Here is a 14,314-nt window from a genome sequence, read left to right on the forward strand (position 1 = left end):
CTTCGTACACTGCGTGCATTGTCTACATGTCTAGATCACTGCCATGACCCTGTATGCCCTTGCCCGAGATACCGGTGAAGCCCTTTACTTCCAGATTGCCCGCCAACTGGAGCAGGAAGTGCTGCGCAACTACCAACCCGGTGATGGTTTGCCCGCCGAGGGCGAGCTGGCAAAAAACTACGGCGTCAACCGCCATACCCTGCGCCGTGCCATTGATGAACTGGTTGATTCGGGTCTTCTGGAGCGTCGCCATGGCAAGGGCGTTTTTGTGCTCGACACCTATCTTGATTACCAAATTGGGCAGGGCACCCGGTTTACCGAGAACCTGGCGGCGCATGGCATGCAGGCCGAGGACATTGTTCACAAACGACAAGTGATACCTGCCATTCACCGTGTCGCCGAGCGTTTGAACATTGCAGTGGCCGACCCTGTGGTGTGGATTGAATCTGTCCGCACTGGTGAAGGGCGCCCGCTATGTGTGATTTCACATTTTTTACCCGCCGCAAAATTTCCGAATCTTGAAAACCTGTACGAGGGCGGGTCGCTGCACGCCTTGCTGAAAAAAGAATATGGCTGCACGCCGCGCCGTACTGAAAGCTTGGTGACTTCCGTGTTGCCCCAAGGCGATGACGCACGGCTGTTAAGCATGCCGCAAAACCGCCCAGTGCTTCGCGTGAAAAGCCTGAACCTGTGTAGCAAAACCGGTGAACCCGTGGAGTACGCCATCACGCGATTCCGCGCGGATCGAATTCAACTGCGCATTAATCCTTAATCACTCCTTATTAAACCCGGAGAACTTTCATGATTTCAAAACGCAACACCCTGAAAACACTCACCGCGCTGGCTGTTGCAGCAACCTTTGCACCTGGCTTGGCCACGGCCCAGGTTCAAAACGACGGCAGCGCCAACAAACCCCTGCGTGTGGTTTTGATTCCCGCCGATGGCGGTACCGAAGACGGCACCAAGAAAGACTTCCAACCCGTGTTCAGCGCAATTACACAGGCCACTGGCATCAACTTTGACATCAAGGTGGGGCAAAGCTATTCCGCTGCTGTAGAGGCCATGTGCAGTGGCGCGGCCGACATTGCCTTTTATGGCCCGGCCACTTACCTGCAAGCCAAAGCGCGAAATTGTGCCGAGTTGTTGGCACTCGCTGTACGTGGCGGTGGATCGGTGTACTACAGCGGCATTTTTGCGCGCAAAGACGCCAATGTGAACAGCATCACCGACATCAAAGGAAAACGCATTGCGCTGGGTGATGTGAACAGTACTTCAAGCTTTAACGTGCCAGTGGCTATGATGATGCAAGGTGGCGTGAAGCCTTGGTTGGATGCGAAAACCGTGAACATGGCGGGCAGCCACGCCAATGTGCTGAATGCCTTGAATGAAGGTCTTTCCGATGTGGGTGGTGCTTCTTTTGATTCATTCGAAAAAGCGGTGAACGCCAAGGCCATCGACCCCAACAAATTCAAGGTGGTCGCCAAAAGCGCGCCCATTCCTTACCCACCACTGGCCATTCACCCAAAGGTGAATGCCGATGTGAAGACCAAGCTTCGCACCGCATTTGACACCGTGCATACCATGCCCGGCATTACCAAAGACCAAATCCGCGGTTACGGCGGCACGCGTGTGGATGCCTACACCTCGAAGGTGAGCGAAGAAGACATGGCCAACGCCGGCAAGTTGTTCGACCTGGTTACCGAGAACGTGAAGCAAGACCTGATGGCCAAGGCCAGCAAGCGATAAAGGAGTACACCATGATTGAGTTCAACACCATTTCCAAGCAGTGGGTCGATGGCACGCATGCACTGAGCAATATTTCCTTGCAGATTCCAAAAGGTCAGTTTTGCGTCATTCTCGGCCCTTCCGGCGCGGGCAAATCCACTTTGCTGCGTGCAGTCAACGGCTTGGTCAAGCCCACAGAGGGTTTTGTGAAAATTGATGGCGAGGTGTTGAACTCAAGTACGGAAAAAATGTTGCGCCAACGTGTGGCCATGATTCACCAGCACTTCAATTTGTCGCCCCGTTTAAGCGTGGCCTCCAATGTGTTGGCAGGTATGTTGCCCAAGGTCAGCATGGCGCGTGCATTGTCGGGTTGGTTTGAACCTGAACAACGCGACAAGGCGTGCGCACTGGTTGAGCAAGTCGGCTTAAGGCCTGAACACCTGACCCGCCGTGCAGGCGATTTGTCGGGCGGGCAGCAGCAGCGCGTGGGCATTGCCCGCGCCTTCATGCTGGATCCCGAAGTGGTATTGGCCGATGAACCCGTGGCCAGTCTGGATCCGAAAATTTCTGCCGACATTCTTGGCCTGATTCGGGACGCTGCACGCGAGCGCGGTGCCACGGTGTTGTGCAGCTTGCACCAAGTGGATTTGGCACGTGAGTTTGGCGATCGAATTGTGGGCATGCGCAACGGCAAGGTGGTGTTTGATGGCACCCCGGCTGAATTCACCGATGCCAAAGTGAACGACCTGTACCACGGCGCGCGTTGGGAAGATACCCCTGCCGATGATGAAGAAATTGAACTGCAAGTCCCGGGTTTGCGCCTGGCCACTGCTTGAATACCCCATACGGAAAAACAACCATGAGTAGCAAACCCATTCCCATGCCGCCCCCGGGTACGGAGCTGCGTTGGCGGCTTGAAGCCCCCTACAGCGCCAAACACCTGTTGATTCTGATTTGTGTGTTCGCTTTGTTGTTGGTGACCGGCCACCGCACCGAGATGGACAAAATGGTCAACATGACCAGCCAGGCTTTTGGCAATTTGATGGGATTCAACGACGATTCCCAAGTGGTGCGCGGCTTCTCCCGCGTGGGCGAGGTGATGTGGCCACCCGTTGTGGCCACGCAGGAAGAAACCAACCGCCTGCCCGATCTGGATCGCGAGAACTTACCCGGCTTTGCGTACATTGAAACGCAGGAAATTACCACGCAACGCATGAACACCGACACGCTGGAAATGGAAAGCGTGACAGAAACCCGAGAGGTGCTGGTGCGCCCATTGGGTTATGTGTGGGACGTGTTTGTGAAAATGATTCAAACACTGGAAATTGCGTTTTGGGGCACGATTATTTCTGTGGTGCTGTCCATTCCACTGGCTTATTTCGCGGCGGTGAATTACAGCCCCAACAAATTCACATACACGGCAACACGTGGCCTGATCAGTTTGTTGCGATCAATGCCCGAACTCATTGTGGCGCTTTTTTTGGTGCTGGCTTACGGGTTCGGCCCTATCGCCGGGGTACTGGCCCTGGGTTTTCATGCAGCGGGTTTTTTGGGCAAGTTTTACGCAGAAGACATTGAAAATGCAGACCGTAAACCTCAGGAAGCGCTCGAGGCGATTGGTTCCGGCAAGTTGAAAACCTTGTGGTACGGCGTGATTCCACAAGTGTTTCCACAGTACATCGCCTACACCGCCTACATTCTGGATCGCAATTTGCGCATGGCCACTGTAATTGGCTTGGTGGGTGCCGGCGGTATTGGTCAGGAACTGAAAGGCCGATTTGATCTGTTCCAGTATGGCCATGTCATGACCATTTTGATTGCAATTTTCATCTTCGTGTTTGTGCTCGATCAATTGTCGGCACGCATTCGCGCCAAGTTGATTTAAGGGAAGCGACATGACGAACAACATTCCCCGCAGCCAGTGGTTGCGCATGTGGCAGGCCAGCGAGCCTGCACGCATCAAGGCTTTGGCCAAAGAAGTGAGTGCCGCTTGCACCATCACCGACCTTCACATTCCGAAAGCAGGTTTGGGCTTGCTACAGCTGCGCGACAGCGCCATGGGCGATGCTTATTTTCTGGGCGAAATTCCGGTGACCAAAGCGCATGTCCGCATTCACAGCCCGAACGGCAAAGTGGCAGAAGGTGCGGCCATTTGCATGGACGACCGTGTGGGCCTGACCCGCGCCATGGCAATTCTCGATGGTGTATTGGCGGCACAACTACCCGGCTGGGAACTGGTTGAACACAGCCTGCAGGTAGGCGCAACCCAGGTACAGGCCGATGCGGCACTTCGCCGTGCCAATTTGAGTGCCACCAAGGTGGACTTTTCATTGTTAAGCACCCTGGACGAGGACGAGCATGTTTGAAAATCCGGATGCTTTGAAAACCTACACACCTCAACTGCAGCAGCTCAATTTCAAAGCCTTGATGAATGCCTTTGCCTATCCGGGCCGTATTCAAAACCTGCATGGCCAGGGCCCAGCGCTGGAACAGGTGCTGGCCACCTTGATTGATGGCGAAGTTGGTTTGGCCGATCCCGATGCCTTGCTGAATGGGGATGTTCGCATGCGGCTGGAGGCCAGAATGGTTGTGGCAGACCACGCAAATTTTGTGGTTTGCAACGGCGGTAAGTCGCCGGCATTTCAGCCCATGCTGGGCACGCTGGAAGAACCCGAATACGGTGCCACCCTGATTTTGCAGGTGCACGGTTTTGACAACTCGGATGCGGCCCTCCCCATGGTGTTGAAAGGCCCCGGCATTGAGCAGGAAAACACACTGCACGTGACTGGCTTGAATGAGGCCTGGTTGCAACGAAGGGCATTCTGGAACGCTGCTTTTCCCACCGGTGTGGATTTCATTCTGGTGGGTGAAAACCAGGTGGTGGCCTTGCCACGCACCACACAAGTTCAAGGAGAATTCTGATGGGTTATGTGGCCATTAAAGGTGGCGCAAAAGCCATTGAAGGCGCCGAACTGGCCTTTGAAGCACTGCGCACCGCCGAAGGCGAACAAGGCACACCAATCAGCCTTAATGCCATTGAAAACCAGCTGCGCCTGTTGACCAGTCGCATTGTGTCTGAAGGTGGCTTGTACCACCCGCGTCTGGCTGCATTGGCCATCAAGCAAATGCAGGGCGATACGCTGGAGGCCGCATTTGCATTGCGCGCCTACCGTTCGACGAAACCGCGCGTGCTTGAAACACCCGTGCAAAGCACCGGCAGTATGCGATTGATTCGCCGCATCTCCAGCGCATTCAAAGACATTCCAGGTGGCCAAATGTTGGGCCCCACAACCGATTATGCTTTGCGCCTGATGCGGCTTGATCTGGTGGATGAAAGTGCCGAGGTGTTTCAGAACATGGCACGCCGGTTCTTGAAAAACCATGCAGCCCATGCAAGCTTGCCCGACACGTTTCCCAAAGTGCTCGATTCATTGCGCGCCGAAGGACTGATTCCAGGAATCAGTGCTGCTTCAAAAAACAGGCCTGAACAGGCGTTCGACATTACGCGCGAACCTTTGGTGTTTCCGGTTAATCGCTCTGCTGCGTTGGCGACCATGGCGCGTGCAGAAACAGGTTCACTGCTGGCCATGGCCTATTCCAATATGCGGGGCTATGGCGACATTCACCCCACCATTGCCGAGCTGCGCGTGGGCTATCTGCCCGTGTTGCTGCCCCACCCGGTCACTGGAGAGCCCACCGAGGCGGGCGAAGTGCTGATCACCGAATGCGAAGTGGTGGCCATGTACGAAGGTGCCGAGCCGGGCGAACTGCCCACTTTTACACTGGGTTACGGCGCTTGCCTGGGTCACAACGAAACCAAGGCCATTTCCATGGCTATTCTGGACCGTGCCTTGCAAAAAGGCATGCGCGATGGCCCATCCAACCCGTCGGAAGACCCAGAGTTTGTGCTGCTTCACATCGATGGTGTGGACTCCATGGGTTTTGCCAACCACTACAAAATGCCGCACTACGTCACCTTCCAAAGTGACATGGACCGCCTGCGCGCCACACAGATGAAAGCAAGAGGAGACCTGCACGATGCGCCACTATGAACTGCCCGCAATTGACGAACAAGAGGCAGACAGCGACCTGCATGAGGGCACTGCCTACAACTTTGGTTTTCTGGATGAATATGCCAAGCGTGAAGTACGCCGCACCATTTTGAAGGCCATTGCCATTCCCGGTTACCAAACACCTTACGCCAGTCGTGAAATGCCAATGGGGCGTGGGTTTGGTACCGGCGGCTTGCAGCTTACCTTGTCGCTGATCGGTCAAAATGACAATTTGAAAGTGATTGATCAAGGTGCAGATGATTCCGTGAATGCCGTCAACCTGCGGCATTTTGTTGAACTGACCTGTCCCGGTGTTTCGACCACCGAGCGCACTGTGGAAGCCACCATTATTCAATCGCGCCACCGCATACCCGAAGTGATGTTGCGCGAAGACCAGGTGCTGGTGTTACAAGTACCGTACCCCGACCCACTGGTGGTGGTTGAGCCTTCTGAAGAAAAACGCAAAACCATGCACGGCGAGGGTGATTACTCGCGCCTGTTGACCAAGCTGTACGAAGACATTGTGCAGTTCAACGAGATCACGATTTCGCACCGCTACCCCACCAAAATCAATGGCCATTACGTCATCGATCCCAGCCCGATTCCGCGATACGACGTGCCGCGTTTGCACCATTGCCCCAATCTGGTTTTGCTGGGCGCTGGTCGCGAAAAGAAAATATACGCAGTACCGCCTTACACAAGCGCAGTGCCTTTGGCATTCGAAGACGTGCCGTTCCGCACGGAAAACTTTCTGGATTCGCAGGGAAATCGCCATGCTTGCATGCGGTGTGGCTGTACACACAGTTTTCTGGATGAAGTAATCAGTGAACAGGGCGAGCGTCAGTACCAATGTTCTGACAGCGATTACTGCAACGATCAACTGGCGGTGCTCAAGTTGAATCAGGCTGAAGGGGTCAATGCATGAAGCCAATTCTCAGTGTTCAAGGCTTAAGCAAAATTCATGGCCGTGGTTGCTCCAAGTGCATCGAGACCACAGGCCCCGAGCAAGAGACCAATATTTGCAGTTGGTGTGGCTCGGTGGTGGCGGCGCACGATGTCAGCTTCGAGCTTCACCCCGGTGAAATTCTGGGCATCATGGGCGAGTCGGGCAGTGGCAAATCCACTGTGGTGAAAACCCTGTTCTTCGATGAAGAACCCACCCGGGGTTCGGCGCAATTTTTTGAGCACGACCATGCATGGAACCTGTTCGACCTGAACGCCGCGCAACGCCGCTGGCTGCGCAACCACCGCTTCGGCATGGTGTATCAAAACCCACACCTGGGCTTGAATTTCAATGTGTCAGCCGGTGGCAATATCGCAGAGCGTTTGTTGATGAGCGACCTGGTGAACTACAAAGCCATTCGCGAACGCGCGCTCGATTTGCTGGCCCGTACGGAAGTACTGGCCGACCGTATCGACGATTCGCCGAAGAAGTTTTCAGGTGGCATGCAGCAGCGTGTGCAAATTGCCAAGGCCCTGGCCACACAACCGCCCCTGCTGTTTCTCGACGAAGTCACCACGGGTCTGGATCTTTCTGTTCAAGCCCGCATTCTCGACTTGATTCTTGAAATTCAGCAGGAACTGAAAACCGCCATGGTAGTGGTCACTCACGATTTGGGCGTGATCCGCCTGTTGACCAGCCGGGCCATGGTCATGAAGTACGGCCGCGTGATTGAAACCGGGCTGACCGATCAAATTCTTGAAGACCCCCAGCATGCGTATACGCAACGCCTGGTGGCTTCTGCCTTGTAAAGGTTGGCAATACACATGAATCCGATTCTTGACATTCAAAACCTCAGCAAGCACTTCACCTTGCATGAACAGGGTACGCGAATACCCTCGTGCAGCCAGGTGAATTTAAGCGCAACGCCAGGGCAGTTGACCGCCTTGGTGGGCCCCACAGGCGCCGGCAAGTCGTCGGTGTTGAAGTGTGTTTATCGCACCTATTTGCCCAGCAGCGGCAGCATGCTTTTTACGCAAGAAGATGGAAGCACCATTGATTTAAGCGGTGCCAGCGAAAGTGAAATGCTTCAGCTTCGCGAACGTGACATTGGTTTTGTCACCCAGTTTCTGCACTGCCTGCCGCGCAAGGCTGCTGTTGACATTGTGGCAGCACCACTGGTGCGGCAGGGCGAAAGCGCGAGCAGTGCACGCAACAAGGCATGCGAATTACTCAGCACACTGAATGTGCCGGAAAGGCTGTGGAACGTACCACCGGCCACGTTTTCGGGTGGAGAAAAACAGCGCGTCAACCTGGCCCGTGGTTTGATTGCCAAGCCACGCTTGTTGTTGCTGGATGAGCCCACGGCCAGCCTGGACCCCGACACCACCGACCGTGTGGTCGATTTACTGAACAGCATTAAACAACAAGGCGTGGCCATGTTGGCAATTTTTCACCACCCGGCACTGGTTGAACGCCTGGCCGACAACGTGGTTGAACTGGCCATGGCCAAACACACACTGGAGTTACACGCATGAACAAGCAACTTTTAATCAACGCCCGCGTGGTGCTGCCACACGGTGTATTCAACAACATGGCCGTGTTGATCGAAAACGGGGTGATTACTGCCCTGGATCCTGATTCAACAAGCGGCGCACAAACCATTGACCTGAAGGGCGCCATGCTGATGCCTGGTCTGGTCGATTTGCACTGCGACGCACTTGAAAAAGAAGTGGAGCCACGACCGGGTGTGCACTTTCCAGTGAATTTTGCCTGTGCACAGGCCGACAAGCGCAATGCTGCAGCGGGTGTCACCACCATTTACCATTCCCTGTCATTTGCCAATCACGAGCTGGGGGTGCGCAACAACACCTTCGCAGCCGAACTGGCCCGCGCCGTGCATGCCTGGCAAAAGTATGCCTTGGTCGACAATCGCGTGCACGCCCGTTATGAAGTCACCGACGAAACTGCGGTGCCAGTGCTCACCGATTTGCTGGTGCATGGCGATGCACATTTGATTTCTTTCATGGACCATACACCTGGTCAGGGTCAGTTCAAAAGCGTGGAGGCCTATCGCAATTACCTGGGCAAAACCTACAAAAAAAGCGATGAAGAATTCGACGCCATACTGCAACAAAAATTGAAAGCAGCACAGGGTGCAACGGCCCGCATGGAAGCATTGGCCAGTGTGGCAAAAGCCCACGGTGTTTCCATTGCCAGCCACGACGACGACAGCCCTGAGAAGGTCAGCATTGTTCACAGCCTGGGTGCGGTTATTTCCGAATTTCCAATCAATCTGGAAACTGCGCAGGCTGCGAAAGCCAAAGGCTTGGCCACTTTGTTTGGTGCACCCAATATTCTGCGCGGCAAATCGCAATCGGGTTCCATGCGCGCACTCGATGCAGTCATCAACAAGGTGGCCGATTGTTTGTGTGGCGATTACTCACCTGCAGCCTTGCTGCCAGCGGCTTTGGCCTTGCCTGCACTGGCGGGTATTTCAATCAGCGAAGCCGTGGCATTGGTTACATTGAACCCCGCGCGCGCGGCAGGCCTGAATGACCGTGGGCAAATTGCTGTGGGCAAGCGGGCCGATTTGATTGCAGTGGCCCACCCCGACAACTTGCCGCAAGTGGAACGCGTGTGGGTGGCCGGCAAACCCGTATTCAGCGCACAGTTCGCCAACCTGCACCCCGTAGTCAACCCAGTACCCAGTGCGGAGCATTCGCTTGTCTAACCGCCTGCTTTATGTGGTGGGGCCCAGCGGCAGCGGGAAAGATTCCATCATGGCCCATGCCCGTGCGCAGCTTGCCGGGCAGCCCATGGTGCAGTTTGCGCACCGCTACATCACGCGGCCAGCCAATTCAGGGGGTGAAAATCACATTGCCCTGTCGCAGGCTGAATTCAATGCCCGCATTCAGGCAGGCTTGTTTGCCATGTATTGGCACAGCCATGGCAACAGCTACGGCATTGGCGCTGAAATCAATCAATGGCTGAGCAAGGGCATCACCGTGGTGGTGAATGGTTCACGTGAATACCTGCCCCAGGCCATGCAGAACTACCCCGAACTGTTGCCGGTCACCATCGAGGTGGCGCATGATGTTTTGAAAGCGCGTTTGATGCAACGCGCTCGCGAATCTGAAGCCGAGATTGATGCGCGAATCAGCCGCAACATGATTCTGCAGCTTAGCCACCCGGCGGGCATCACTGTGTCCAACAATGGATCACTTGAAGATGCAGGCGCAGCATTGGTCAATTTGATCGAACAACACAGCAAGGTGACCTTGTGCGAATAACTTATCTGGGAACCGGCGCAGCCGGTGGTGTGCCGCGTTACGGTTGTAACTGCGCAGCCTGCGAGCGTGCCGAAAACAACCGTGTGTTTGTGCGCAGGCCCTGTTCTGCCCTGATCGAAGATGAAGACACACGCGTGGTACTCGATGCCGGTTTAATGAATCTGCACGATCGTTTTCCACTGGGCAGCTACAGCGCAATCGTACTCACCCACTTTCATCCCGATCACGTGCAGGGTTTGTTTCACCTGCGTTGGGGTGTGTCGGGTCAGGTGCCTGTGTACTGTCCACCCGACTCTGAAGGATGTGCTGATCTGTTCAAGCATCCGGGCATTCTCGAGTTCAAACCTCAAACCAAGTTCAAGCCTTTTCTAATCGGGTCTTTGACTTTCACACCTTTGCCCTTGATTCATTCCAAAGTCACTTTCGGTTACTTGATCGAAAATCGCCAGGGTGTTCGCTTTGCATACCTTACCGATACAGTGGGCCTGCCACCCAAAACACTGGAATTGCTTCAACAGAGCAAACCGCAAGGTTTGGCGATTGATGCCACCGACCCGCCCAGCAACAACGCCAGTGCGCCTGGCGGCAATCACAACGACTGGAATCAGGCGCTGACCTTGATTGAACAAATCAAACCGGTACGTGCGTGGCTAACCCACCTGAATCACCGCAGCGACACCTGGCAAATGTTGAATAACCCGGTGTTGCCGCAAGGGGTGCAGGTGGCCTGCGACAATGCCATCATCGAACTTCAATGACCCAGGCCGCCCTGTTCATTGGCCTTTCGGTGTGCATGCATGTGGTGTGGAACCTCATGGCCCGCCAGCAGCCCAAAGCGCGTTATGTGCTGTGGTGGGTGTTAATCGGTCACTTGGTGCTTCTTGCTCCGTGGGGGCTTTACACGCTGTTTCAGCACACCCGTTTCACGCCTGAATTTCTTGCCCTCGCCGCCACCTCAGCCTCAGCCAACGCCTTGTACTTTCTGGGTTTGAAAAAGGCCTACGACCATGCGCCTGTCGCTTTGGTGTATCCCTTGGTGCGCAGCTCGCCCTTGCTAATTGCCTTGTGGGGCTTGTGGCTGTTTGATCAGCAACTCAGCATGGCCGCCTGGGTGGGCATTGCCATCAGTGTTTTGGGTTTGGCCTTGCTCGCCGACACCGGGCGCGGCAGTGCCAACAAATCTGCATTGCCTTGGGCCTTTCTCGCCATGCTCTGCACCAGCGTGTATTCGCTCAGCGACAAGTTCGCCACGGCACACATCGACAGCTTTGCAGGGCTTTTGGGCTTTGTGTCGTTTGGCTATTTTGCTGCATGGTTGGTGCTTACCCTTGAACTGAAACACAGCACAGGTCGTTGGGTTCCTGCGGAGCGTCCTCCCCTGTGGGTGATTGCAGTGGGTGGCCTGTGTGTGGGCCTGGCTTATGTGTTGGTCATCGCGGCCATGCGCAGCATGCCTGCTGCTGTGGTGGTGGCCTTCACCAATGCGGGCATCGTGTTGGCCACTTTGGCGTCCATCTTCCTGTTCAAGGAAAATGCACACTGGAAAATGCGTTTGGCCGCTGCGGCAACTATTGTCGGTGGTTTGGTGGTGTTGCGTTTCTAGGCACTTTTTAAGTTTCAATTCAGGTGAATCGGGTACATTACTTTCATCATGAAAGCCCGTGCCCTCACTTTTCTGCTTGTTCTGCTCTGCTCTGCCTCGGCGCTATCGCCCTTTGCGCATGCAGATGACGACAAACGTATTCGCCAACTGCAGCGCAGTGGCGAAATTCTCTCGCTTGAGCAAATTTTTGATCGGGCACGCAAGGTCAAGCCAGGGCGCATCGTCGATGTCGATCTCGACAAAGACGATGGACGTTACCTCTATGAAATAGAATTGCTTGAAAGCAGTGGCAAGGTGTGGGAAATGGAGTTCGATGCCCGCACGGGTGAACTTCTGCAACTGGAACAGGACGATTAAGCGCCATGCGATTGCTGTTGGTAGAAGATGACCCGGTATTGGGCGCCCAGTTGCACAAACAACTGGGCAAGGCTGGGTACGCCGCCGACTGGGTGCAAAATGGCACCGAGGCCGAGGCGCAAGGCTGCATCGAACCTTATGATTTGGTGGTGCTCGACCTGGGCCTGCCAGGAAAATCAGGTTTGGATGTGTTGAAAGGCTGGCGTGCACAAGGCCTGAAGTTGCCAGTCATCGTGCTGACCGCACGGGGCACCTGGCAGGAAAAAGTGGAAGGTTTTAATGCCGGCGCCGACGACTATGTACCCAAGCCCTTTCAAACCGAAGAACTGCTGGCCCGCATTGGTGCCGTTCTGAAACGCGCCGTGGGCACTGCACCCGAGTCACTCAAGGCCAAAGGACTGCTGCTCGACGAAACACTGCAAACCGTGAAGGTCGACAATGAAGAACCCCAACAACTCACCGGCACAGAATTCCGCTTGCTGCGCTATTTCATGTTGCACCCCGGGCAGCCCTTGAGCAAAACAAGGTTGACCGAGCATGTGTATGAATACGACGCCGACAAAGACAGCAATGTGATGGAGGTGTATGTGAATCGCCTGCGCAAGAAAATCGGCGCGCAGTGGATACAAACCCGCAAAGGGCAAGGCTATGTGTTTGGCGAGCCCGCACCATGAATTCACTGCGCAACCGTTTGTCGTTTGGTTTGATTGTCAGCCTCATGGTGTTGTTGCTGGCGCAGTGGTGGCTTTCATCAAGGGCCATTGAAAACCTGCTGGAAAAACAATTGCTCGACCAGTTGCAGCAAGACAGCGAAGCCTTGTTGGCCGGTGTTGAGTTTGATGCCACTGGTGCCCTGGCGTTGAGCACCAGCGGTTTGGTACCCGCCTATCAACAGCCTTATTCAGGTACTTACTTTGCCCTGCAACACCAGGCGGATGTTCGCTATTCACGTTCGCTTTGGGATGCTGATTTCAGTGTGCCAACACCCAGTGGTTCAGAAGTATTCACCACCCGCCAGCCAGGGCCTGATAGTCAATACCTCTTGGTTCATGCCCGCAACTATGAAAAAGACAATCAACAATTCACGATTGCCATGGCGCGCGACATTACACCGTTGCGCAACAACCTTGCGCAATACCAACTGGCCAACGCTGGTTTCTCGGCCCTCTTTTTATTGGCGTTGGTATTGATTCAACGCTGGATTGTGATCAACACTTTAAAACCGCTCAGTGGGGTGCAAGCTGCATTGGCCCGTTTGCAACAAGGTGAAATCACGCAGCTCGAATTTCAGGGACCCGATGAAATCAAACCCTTGGTTGTTGAACTGAACCGTTTGCTCACCGCGATCGATCAACGTTTGAAACGTTCCCGCGAGGGCATGGGCAATTTGGCCCACGCCTTGAAAACCCGGCTCGCCCGCCTGTCGCAACTCAGCGATGAATCAGACCGCAAGCACTTTGTTCAAGAAGTTCAAACCCTGACTGTTGAAGTGGCTCGTCTGATTGATCGCGAAACTGCCCGCGTGCGGGTGGTGGGTGATTTGCGACCAGGCCAGCGAGTTGACTTGCTTGAAATACTGAATGCTTTGGTGGGCAGTTGCAAAGCGCTTTATCGTGACAAGGCACTAAACTTTGTCGTTCAAGTACCCCATGGCGCCACCCTGCTTGGTGATCGCGAAGACCTGTTCGAACTGTTCGGTAATTTAATTGACAATGCATCGAAATGGGCCAATACGCAGGTGTTTATTTCACTTCAGGGCACCACCGTCGAAATCAGCGATGACGGCCCGGGTTGCCCCCCCGGCATGTTGGCCGAAATCACGCAGCGCGGTTTTCGTGCAGATGAAAACACACCGGGCAGTGGTTTGGGTTTGGCGATTGCACAAGACATTGCAGGTACCTATGGCGCAGCGCTCGAATTTGCCAACAACTCGCCCGGGCTTGTGGTGCGTATCACCTTCAAGCCGGGCACTTTGATTTAAAACCAGTCTTTGTCAACCTTCAACACCTTGCCGGTTTTCGCATCCAGGTCCACTTCAACCTCGCGGCCATCGGCATTCACAACTTCCACTTCCCACTTCCAGCCTTTGGCATAGTCGCGGTCGTCCAGTTCAAGTTCAGTCACAACGCCAGGGGCTTCTTTCAGTGCAATTTCGCGGGCCTGCTCTGCATTGATCAAACCAAAGGCTTTCACAATTTCAGTGTCCCGAGTCATGTCCTGGTGATCATCGCCAGCATGGGAGGCTTTGGGCAAAGCGATGAATGTTGCAATCAGCAAGGCAACAGCCAGGGCGGACAGTGTGGGGGTAGGGCGTCGAATCATCTTGTTTCTCCAGTGTGGGTTC

The 14,314-nt window shown here is 54.8% G+C and carries 18 protein-coding genes; 17 read left to right on the plus strand and 1 reads right to left on the minus strand.

Annotated features, from left to right (window positions below; translation table 11 throughout):
• Positions 1-43 precede the first annotated feature (43 nt).
• Genes phnF through B4N58_RS08410 form a run of 17 tightly spaced genes read left to right on the plus strand, consistent with a single transcriptional unit; the run spans position 44 to position 13,951 of the window.
• Entirely contained in the window at positions 44-772 is a 729-nt protein-coding gene (gene phnF / locus B4N58_RS08330; RefSeq protein ID WP_105027854.1) for a phosphonate metabolism transcriptional regulator PhnF, read from the plus strand.
• 29 nt (positions 773-801) lie between these two features.
• Complete coding sequence (locus B4N58_RS08335) at positions 802-1,746, plus strand: phosphate/phosphite/phosphonate ABC transporter substrate-binding protein (protein WP_291748062.1); 945 nt, start codon at positions 802-804, stop codon at positions 1,744-1,746.
• Between the two features lie 11 nt (positions 1,747-1,757).
• On the plus strand, positions 1,758-2,561 hold the full coding sequence (phnC, locus tag B4N58_RS08340; protein ID WP_008248407.1) for a phosphonate ABC transporter ATP-binding protein: 804 nt from the start codon (positions 1,758-1,760) through the stop codon (positions 2,559-2,561).
• Between the two features lie 23 nt (positions 2,562-2,584).
• On the plus strand, positions 2,585-3,610 hold the full coding sequence (gene phnE, locus B4N58_RS08345; RefSeq protein ID WP_291748068.1) for a phosphonate ABC transporter, permease protein PhnE: 1,026 nt from the start codon (positions 2,585-2,587) through the stop codon (positions 3,608-3,610).
• A gap of 10 nt (positions 3,611-3,620) precedes the next feature.
• Positions 3,621-4,091, plus strand: coding sequence for a phosphonate C-P lyase system protein PhnG (gene phnG, locus B4N58_RS08350; protein ID WP_291742541.1), 471 nt, complete (start codon positions 3,621-3,623; stop codon positions 4,089-4,091).
• Positions 4,084-4,647, plus strand: coding sequence for a phosphonate C-P lyase system protein PhnH (phnH, locus tag B4N58_RS08355; protein WP_291748072.1), 564 nt, complete (start codon positions 4,084-4,086; stop codon positions 4,645-4,647). Before phnG ends, phnH begins: the two co-directional genes overlap by 8 nt.
• Positions 4,647-5,777: a carbon-phosphorus lyase complex subunit PhnI gene (locus tag B4N58_RS08360; protein ID WP_291748074.1), complete on the plus strand. Its 1,131-nt coding sequence runs from the start codon at positions 4,647-4,649 to the stop codon at positions 5,775-5,777. The genes phnH and B4N58_RS08360 overlap by 1 nt, the downstream gene beginning before the upstream one ends.
• Positions 5,764-6,702: an alpha-D-ribose 1-methylphosphonate 5-phosphate C-P-lyase PhnJ gene (locus tag B4N58_RS08365; RefSeq protein WP_291742532.1), complete on the plus strand. Its 939-nt coding sequence runs from the start codon at positions 5,764-5,766 to the stop codon at positions 6,700-6,702. The genes B4N58_RS08360 and B4N58_RS08365 overlap by 14 nt, the downstream gene beginning before the upstream one ends.
• On the plus strand, positions 6,699-7,529 hold the full coding sequence (locus tag B4N58_RS08370; RefSeq protein ID WP_291748077.1) for an ATP-binding cassette domain-containing protein: 831 nt from the start codon (positions 6,699-6,701) through the stop codon (positions 7,527-7,529). Before B4N58_RS08365 ends, B4N58_RS08370 begins: the two co-directional genes overlap by 4 nt.
• Positions 7,530-7,544: 15 nt before the next feature.
• Positions 7,545-8,255 carry a phosphonate C-P lyase system protein PhnL gene (phnL, locus tag B4N58_RS08375; RefSeq protein ID WP_008248386.1) on the plus strand — a complete coding sequence of 237 codons (711 nt, stop codon included), beginning with the start codon at positions 7,545-7,547 and terminating at the stop codon, positions 8,253-8,255.
• Positions 8,252-9,451 (plus strand): alpha-D-ribose 1-methylphosphonate 5-triphosphate diphosphatase, encoded by a 1,200-nt coding sequence (locus B4N58_RS08380; RefSeq protein WP_291748081.1) that lies wholly within the window; start codon positions 8,252-8,254, stop codon positions 9,449-9,451. Before phnL ends, B4N58_RS08380 begins: the two co-directional genes overlap by 4 nt.
• A complete protein-coding gene (phnN, locus tag B4N58_RS08385) occupies positions 9,444-10,010 on the plus strand; it encodes a phosphonate metabolism protein/1,5-bisphosphokinase (PRPP-forming) PhnN (RefSeq protein WP_040512270.1) in 567 nt (188 codons plus the stop codon). The genes B4N58_RS08380 and phnN overlap by 8 nt, the downstream gene beginning before the upstream one ends.
• Complete coding sequence (gene phnP / locus B4N58_RS08390; RefSeq protein ID WP_291748085.1) at positions 10,001-10,768, plus strand: phosphonate metabolism protein PhnP; 768 nt, start codon at positions 10,001-10,003, stop codon at positions 10,766-10,768. Before phnN ends, phnP begins: the two co-directional genes overlap by 10 nt.
• Positions 10,765-11,613: an EamA family transporter gene (locus B4N58_RS08395; RefSeq protein WP_291748088.1), complete on the plus strand. Its 849-nt coding sequence runs from the start codon at positions 10,765-10,767 to the stop codon at positions 11,611-11,613. Before phnP ends, B4N58_RS08395 begins: the two co-directional genes overlap by 4 nt.
• Positions 11,614-11,661: 48 nt before the next feature.
• The gene (locus B4N58_RS08400; RefSeq protein ID WP_291748090.1) at positions 11,662-11,970 is read left to right on the plus strand and encodes a PepSY domain-containing protein; all 309 of its coding nucleotides are present in this window, start codon (positions 11,662-11,664) and stop codon (positions 11,968-11,970) included.
• Between the two features lie 5 nt (positions 11,971-11,975).
• Positions 11,976-12,644 (plus strand): response regulator transcription factor, encoded by a 669-nt coding sequence (locus tag B4N58_RS08405; RefSeq protein ID WP_291748094.1) that lies wholly within the window; start codon positions 11,976-11,978, stop codon positions 12,642-12,644.
• Positions 12,641-13,951, plus strand: coding sequence for a sensor histidine kinase (locus B4N58_RS08410; RefSeq protein ID WP_291748097.1), 1,311 nt, complete (start codon positions 12,641-12,643; stop codon positions 13,949-13,951). Before B4N58_RS08405 ends, B4N58_RS08410 begins: the two co-directional genes overlap by 4 nt.
• On the opposite strand, the gene B4N58_RS08415 is transcribed toward B4N58_RS08410, so the two are convergent.
• Positions 13,948-14,292, minus strand: coding sequence for a PepSY domain-containing protein (locus B4N58_RS08415; RefSeq protein ID WP_008248369.1), 345 nt, complete (start codon positions 14,290-14,292; stop codon positions 13,948-13,950). The genes B4N58_RS08410 and B4N58_RS08415 overlap by 4 nt on opposite strands.
• Positions 14,293-14,314: the final 22 nt, after the last annotated feature.

This window comes from Limnobacter sp. UBA3528 (assembly GCF_002377005.1).
Taxonomy (GTDB): domain Bacteria; phylum Pseudomonadota; class Gammaproteobacteria; order Burkholderiales; family Burkholderiaceae_B; genus Limnobacter.

Coding starts and splice junctions, on each gene's coding strand:
- B4N58_RS08365 (WP_291742532.1), top strand. CDS start 5,764: ATGCGCCACTATGAACTGCCCGCAATTGACGAACAAGAGGCAGACAGC.
- phnL (WP_008248386.1), top strand. CDS start 7,545: ATGAATCCGATTCTTGACATTCAAAACCTCAGCAAGCACTTCACCTTG.
- phnF (WP_105027854.1), top strand. CDS start 44: ATGACCCTGTATGCCCTTGCCCGAGATACCGGTGAAGCCCTTTACTTC.
- B4N58_RS08410 (WP_291748097.1), top strand. CDS start 12,641: ATGAATTCACTGCGCAACCGTTTGTCGTTTGGTTTGATTGTCAGCCTC.
- phnC (WP_008248407.1), top strand. CDS start 1,758: ATGATTGAGTTCAACACCATTTCCAAGCAGTGGGTCGATGGCACGCAT.
- B4N58_RS08400 (WP_291748090.1), top strand. CDS start 11,662: ATGAAAGCCCGTGCCCTCACTTTTCTGCTTGTTCTGCTCTGCTCTGCC.
- B4N58_RS08405 (WP_291748094.1), top strand. CDS start 11,976: ATGCGATTGCTGTTGGTAGAAGATGACCCGGTATTGGGCGCCCAGTTG.
- B4N58_RS08335 (WP_291748062.1), top strand. CDS start 802: ATGATTTCAAAACGCAACACCCTGAAAACACTCACCGCGCTGGCTGTT.
- phnE (WP_291748068.1), top strand. CDS start 2,585: ATGAGTAGCAAACCCATTCCCATGCCGCCCCCGGGTACGGAGCTGCGT.
- phnH (WP_291748072.1), top strand. CDS start 4,084: ATGTTTGAAAATCCGGATGCTTTGAAAACCTACACACCTCAACTGCAG.
- B4N58_RS08415 (WP_008248369.1), bottom strand. CDS start 14,292: ATGATTCGACGCCCTACCCCCACACTGTCCGCCCTGGCTGTTGCCTTG.
- B4N58_RS08370 (WP_291748077.1), top strand. CDS start 6,699: ATGAAGCCAATTCTCAGTGTTCAAGGCTTAAGCAAAATTCATGGCCGT.
- B4N58_RS08360 (WP_291748074.1), top strand. CDS start 4,647: ATGGGTTATGTGGCCATTAAAGGTGGCGCAAAAGCCATTGAAGGCGCC.
- B4N58_RS08395 (WP_291748088.1), top strand. CDS start 10,765: ATGACCCAGGCCGCCCTGTTCATTGGCCTTTCGGTGTGCATGCATGTG.
- phnG (WP_291742541.1), top strand. CDS start 3,621: ATGACGAACAACATTCCCCGCAGCCAGTGGTTGCGCATGTGGCAGGCC.
- B4N58_RS08380 (WP_291748081.1), top strand. CDS start 8,252: ATGAACAAGCAACTTTTAATCAACGCCCGCGTGGTGCTGCCACACGGT.